Source organism: Micromonospora sp. LZ34 (genome assembly GCF_052981855.1).
In genome coordinates, this window is sequence record NZ_JBRIQN010000127.1 from 1 (window position 1) to 2,803 (window position 2,803).

At 62.4% G+C, this 2,803-nt stretch carries 1 protein-coding gene; it reads right to left on the reverse strand.

The features are described from left to right. Positions 1-993 precede the first annotated feature (993 nt). A complete protein-coding gene (locus tag ACVCAH_RS37660) occupies positions 994-2,421 on the reverse strand; it encodes a DUF3631 domain-containing protein (protein ID WP_447140980.1) in 1,428 nt (475 codons plus the stop codon). Positions 2,422-2,803 lie beyond the last annotated feature (382 nt).

A 2,803-nucleotide genomic window follows, 5' to 3' on the forward strand; every position in this document is an offset into this window, starting at 1 on the left:
GATGATCACTGATGGGCTGCGAGCCCTTCACGTCCGGGTCACCGCCAGCCGCGAACCCCGCTCAAGTTCGAAGAGCCCCGATTGCGCAGGCCCGAGTGCTCGCATTCCAGATCCGCCGGCTACTCGACCGGGCGAAGAGGGGTTAGCACTGTACACAGGTTCTGCGTCGGAAAATGGCACATTTTGACAAGGTCTGTCGGACACTCGCGTTCCGGCACTGTAAAGGGGCACCACACTTTTGCTAAACATTGCAGCCAGTGCCAACAATGGCACACTTTGGTTTGTTAACTGAACGCTGCGCACAGGCATTTGTGCTTCACAATGCCGCACTGCTAACCGTCTGACCCCCGTGTTAGCTCCTGTTCGGACGGCAACCCGCACAGTTAACAAGGCAGCCCGGCACGCTAAACAATGCGGCCAGTGGGCAGAATGGCACAGTAAACAATGCAGTGTGTGCGGGAATGGCAGCCAACAATGCGCATTAAAGTCTGATAAAAATCTTGGGGAGGGGGTAGCCAAGCAGGTGCGTGCAGGGTTAGACGAGACCCCAGTTTTCGGCCCCTTTGACACCACCTGCACCCGGCCTGTCAGTAGCGCGTCTACCTATGCACTCCTAACCGCCTCCGAGGAGACTTGCCACCGCTCTACCCCTACCCGCCTAGCTTCGGGGCGTGCTCTCCCCGTACGGGCCAGATGCAGGCCGCCTCCTGACAGCTACCGCCCGAGAGCCGGGGCGAGGACGCGCGGACGACTGCGCAGCTCTACAACGAGGGCCGGTAACGGCGGTAACGGCAGTAACGGTACTCCGAGATATATGGGGGTGGATCGGCGAAACGGCCTCTTGTCTAGTCCTATAAGTCCGTTTACCCACTACACGTAACGTCTCGAAAACGAGCCGTTACGCTCACATCTAGGAGTGCCGTTACTGCCGTTACTTTCCTGGTCGGAGCCGTTACCGCTCGCCGTTACCGCCGACCGGCGAACCGTTACCCGTTACTGGTCGAGGTAGCGCGCCGAGAGCCCCCTGAACCACTCCAGTCGGTACCCCTTGAACGCGACTTGGTTGACCTTGATCGTCTTCGGGGCGATCTCATAACCGCGCAGGAGATCGGCCAGTTGTCGGCTTGTGAGTGGCCTGCCGTACTCGTGCTGATCCCACGACGAATCATCATCCCCATGGAGAAGGTCGAGAAGATCGGCGGTCGAAACCACCGGGACGTGCTTCCCGATCTCCTTGGGCCAGAGGCGCTTGATATCGCGCAGGAGGTCCAGGCTTCGATCCTCCTCAGCGATGCCGTCCTCAGCCTCGGTAAGGCTCACCGCAGCCTTCCGGGCTCTTGTAGGCCACTCCCCACCCGCCGCATCGGCGAGGATTAGCAGCGGCTCCCAGAGGTCCGCCTCTCGGTTCTGGAGTGGGGTATCCGGCTCAAGATCCTTCGGCACCTTACCCACCCATTCGCCCAGCTTTCGGCCGAGAGAGTGGATCTCCGGGATATGCTTTTGCCGGAAGTTAGCAACCGTTTCAGAGGGCAGCTTCTTCCGCATTCGGATTACCACCGCCCGGTCCATAATCGTGTCGGGCAGCTCGACGCCCTTACTCGCAAGCGCGACCATAGCGAACACACCGAACATCCGAGGCGCCCAGCCGTCTTCCCCGTCGCGCTCGCTCATCAGCACGCCGGCGCCAGGGGCGAAACCGGCGTTGTAGATGCCGCGCAACTTCTCGACTCCGCTGCCTGCCTTCGGGCCGAAAACCGTGTCTGCCTCGTCATGGAAAATCGTCCGTACAACGCCCTCCAGAGAGCGGGTAATCGCAGAGGTAGTAGCAGCGCTAACGGATAGCGGCTCCTCGGAGAGCGGCTGAAGCACCTCAAAGAGTCTCGTCTTGCCGCAGCCCTTTACCGCCGAGATCACGACCAGGCGGGTAGCGTGCTCCCACGCGGGCATCCCGTGCGTGGCGGCGGCCCAAAGCGTTACCGCGACGTACGCCTCGTCGTTCGGCAGGATCACGTACTTCCGGATGAGGGCTTCCACCTCGTTTAGGACGCTCGTCCCTTCTCCGGGCACGAACGGCCTAGGCGGGGCGACGGGGCGTGGCGACTGCCCGTTAAGGCTCGGCCGGGGCTTGTCCTCGGCAGGGAAGGCAGCCGAAGCGCTCATATCAACATCAACATCCATGGCGCCATGCATCGGCTGGTCCTTCTGTGCGTTCTTCCGCTCCGGCTCACGTCGGACCGTAGCCATGTGCTCTCGGATCTCTTCCCGGTAGTGCACGAAGAACTGAACACGGAGGTCGTCCTCATCCTCGTCCGGGTCCACGCCGATAGCCTGGAGCGCACCCTCCATATCCTCAATGGAGGGTGCATCCAAGCCGTCGGCCTCGCGGGCAGCCTTCCGGGCCTTCCCGCGTTCGAGGGCCATTACCGCCTCCCCTCGTGGGCGTAGGAGAGGTGCCGGGTGCGGGCGGACCTACCCGGAGGGGTAGTCCCGGAAAGGGCGGCAAAAGTGGGCGAACGGTACATTAGGCGTGCTTCCTTTTTCTCGGCTCTGCCTCGTTGGTGAATGACCTCGGTGACCCCACCCACCGGGGTCATTTGCTTTCCTCCACATGGGAGGCCCAGCTCACGCGAGGCGTACGGACCCGACGCGGGTACCGCCCGGTGCACTGCGGGTGCCGGCAGCGGTTCGGGCAGCCCCGAGCGCGGCACGACTCCCCAGGACAGTAGTACGGCAGCCGCCAATTGCTAGCTGACCAGGGCGTAGTCCCGGTTCAGCCGTGTGCGTTGGTGGAACCAGCGTGCGC